General features: G+C 56.9%; 4 protein-coding genes. All 4 read left to right on the top strand.

Annotated elements, in window-relative coordinates; genetic code table 11:
* On the top strand, positions 1–876 hold an 876-nt coding region (locus tag L692_RS0112495; protein WP_025700315.1), incomplete at its 5' end, for a Smr/MutS family protein.
* Positions 877–909: 33 nt separating this feature from the next.
* The gene (locus L692_RS0112490; protein WP_025700313.1) at positions 910–1,329 is read left to right on the top strand and encodes a DUF350 domain-containing protein; all 420 of its coding nucleotides are present in this window, start codon (positions 910–912) and stop codon (positions 1,327–1,329) included.
* 139 nt (positions 1,330–1,468) lie between these two features.
* On the top strand, positions 1,469–2,011 hold the full coding sequence (locus tag L692_RS0112480; RefSeq protein ID WP_025700311.1) for a hypothetical protein: 543 nt from the start codon (positions 1,469–1,471) through the stop codon (positions 2,009–2,011).
* Between the two features lie 80 nt (positions 2,012–2,091).
* Positions 2,092–2,715 (top strand): MFS transporter (locus L692_RS28650; protein ID WP_036723451.1); only part of this gene is annotated, 624 nt, incomplete at its 3' end.

Below are 2,715 nucleotides of genomic sequence, written 5' to 3'. Positions count from 1 at the left end.
CTTCCGGCAGCCGTTCTGGAGCATGCGCGCGGCGAGGTGAAGGAAGAGGATCTGCGCGTGGAGCACATGATTGCCTCGCTCGAAGAGAACCGTCTCGGCGCGGAGAGCGAGCGCGAGCGGGCGGAGAAGCTGCGGCGCGAAGCGGAGGATCTGCGCGGCAAGCAGCGCCAGGAGCTGGAGAAGCTGGAGAACCAGCGCGACAGATGGCTGGAGAAGGCGGAGAAGGAGGCATCCGCCATTGTCGACAAGGCCCGTAAGGAGGCCGAGCAGATTATCAGCGATCTTCGGCGGCTGGCTATGGAGGAAGGGGCGTCGGTCAAGGAGCATAAGCTGATTGAGGCCCGGCGGAGGCTCGACGAAGCACAGCCTGCGCCCCGCAAGAAGGAGCCGGCGCGAGGCGCGAAGAACAAGCAGACCCGCCAAATCGGGCCGGGCGATGAAGTGGCCGTCCACAGCCTGAATCAGAAAGGCCATGTCGTCGAGCTTAGCGGAGCCAAGGAAGCCGTCGTGCAGCTCGGCATCATGAAGATGAAGGTGCGGCTGGACGATCTGGAACTGCTGTCGCCTGCCAAGCCCGCTGCGAAGCAGCCGCTTCGCCAGGCCACGACCGTGAAGCGCACAAGGGACGAGAATACCCGCAGCGAGCTGGATTTGCGGGGAGCGAATCTTGAGGAAGCGCTGATCGAGACCGACCGTTTTCTCGACGAAGCGTTTCTCGGAAATCTTGGCCAGATTTACATTATCCATGGCAAGGGGACCGGTGTCCTGCGCTCGGGAATCCAGGAATACTTGCGCAAGCATAAGCATGTCAAGAGCTACCGTCTCGGCAACTACAATGAAGGCGGCGCGGGCGTTACGGTTGCGGAGCTGAACTAACGGGCTTTCCCGGCGGAAAGAAGGAGAAGACCTATGGAACACGTAATTGATGCCTGGCTCAGCCATCCGCTGGGAAGCCTGCTCGGCTACTTTGCGGTTGCCATTTTGGAGTTGGTTGTCTTTTTGTCCATATTCGAAATGGTAACCAGGTACAACTGCTGGGATGAAATCCGCAGAGGGAACGTGGCGGCTTCAATGGCGACCGGCGGCAAAATCTTCGGCATCTGCAACGTGCTGCGCTTCAGTATTCAGGCGGAGGCTTCGATTTATGAAACCATGAAGTGGTCCGTGATCGGTTTTGCCCTGCTGCTGATTGCTTACTTTATGTTTGAATTTCTGACGCCTGTCTTTTCAATCGACAAGGAGATTGCGGCCGATAATCGGGCGGTTGGCCTGACGGCCATGCTGATTTCCGTGTCATTGTCCTATGTGATCGGGGCTTCCATTATGTAGCGGACAAATCGGGCGGCGCAAAAGGAGACGCTAATAGCCGAATGAAAATTCTGGTGCGTGTGCTGTTTGTTGCGGCGGTCTTGTTTCTGGCGGCCGGAATAATCTATTTAATGATGAATTGATGAAGGAGACGAAAGACATGGATACAACCATCTGCCCCTGGTGCCATACGGAAATCGTATGGGACGAAGAGCTCGGACCGGAGAAGGCCTGCCCGCATTGCGGCAATGAGCTTAGCGCTTACCGTACGGTCAATATCAGCCGGGAAGAGCTGGATGACGATTTGGAAGACGATGACGACGAGCATGAGCATGAGCATGAACATGAACATTCCGATGATTTGTGGGGAGATGAGCAGGACGGAGTTGTTCCCGTATTCAACACGCTTGATGCTTACCGGGATACTTATGATCTGGAGCGCTATGACAGCACGGTGGCCTCTGTTCTGGACGGGCAGGCCGAAGCCCCGGAATGTCCGCAGTGCCATGAATATATGCTGCTGGCCGGCACGGTGGGGGTAAGCGATTTCCAATCGGCGGAGCCTGCTGCTGTTGGAGCGCCGCTATTGAGCGCGCCATTCTCTCTAAATATGTATGTCTGCCCGTCATGCTTTCAGGTTCAGCATAGCCTGGCCGAAGAGGACCGGGAGCAGTGGGTGCGCAATATCGGCGGCCTCCGTTAAATAAATCAGATTCTTCGCTAAGATCCTCCGGTTTGGGGCATGTTAAACAGGTGCATGTCTCAAGGCTAAGGGGGAATACGATGAAGGTCTCGCTGCGGGGACAGGCGGCGCTGCTGCTGGCGGTTAACGGGCTATTCGTGCTATCGGGCGCGCTCGCGGGAACTTTTCTGAATGTCTACCTGTGGAAAAGCCGGCAGGATTTCGCCATGATCGGCTGGTTTACTGTAGCTCAGCAGCTTGCTCTGGGTCTCAGCTTCTGGCTGGGGGGCAAGTGGGTGAAGGAGCATAATAAAATGAACGCCCTGCGGCTTGGCGTCGCCGTTTCGGGCCTTTTTTATCTTCTGGTGCTGTGGCTGGGGAGCAGGGTGGTCCAGTACGTCTGGCCGCTTGGCCTGCTGCTTGGCATTGCCTCGGGCTTGTTCTGGCTGGCCTTTAACATCGTTTATTTTGAAATTACGGACCGGAGGAACCGGGATGTTTTTAACGGCTGGGTCGGGCTCCTTGGCTCGCTGACCGGCATTGTCGGGCCGTGGCTTTCCGGCTGGCTGATCTCCGCGCTGCACGGCAATCGGGGATACCGGCTTGTTTTTATTCTCTCGCTTTGTATTTACGGTGCTGCGGCGGTGCTGAGCTTTTTTCTGAAAAAGCGCAAAACATCCGGCAGTTACGAATGGCTGGAGCCTTGGCATCAGCTGCGCAGCGGA

This window comes from Paenibacillus forsythiae T98, from assembly GCF_000520735.1.
GTDB lineage: Bacteria > Bacillota > Bacilli > Paenibacillales > Paenibacillaceae > Paenibacillus_AQ > Paenibacillus_AQ forsythiae.
This window is presented reverse-complemented; position numbering and strand designations above follow the sequence as displayed.

Excerpts from the sequence above, each read along its gene's own strand:
- L692_RS0112490 (WP_025700313.1), top strand. The coding sequence starts at position 910 with ATGGAACACGTAATTGATGCCTGGCTCAGCCATCCGCTGGGAAGCCTG.
- L692_RS0112480 (WP_025700311.1), top strand. The coding sequence starts at position 1,469 with ATGGATACAACCATCTGCCCCTGGTGCCATACGGAAATCGTATGGGAC.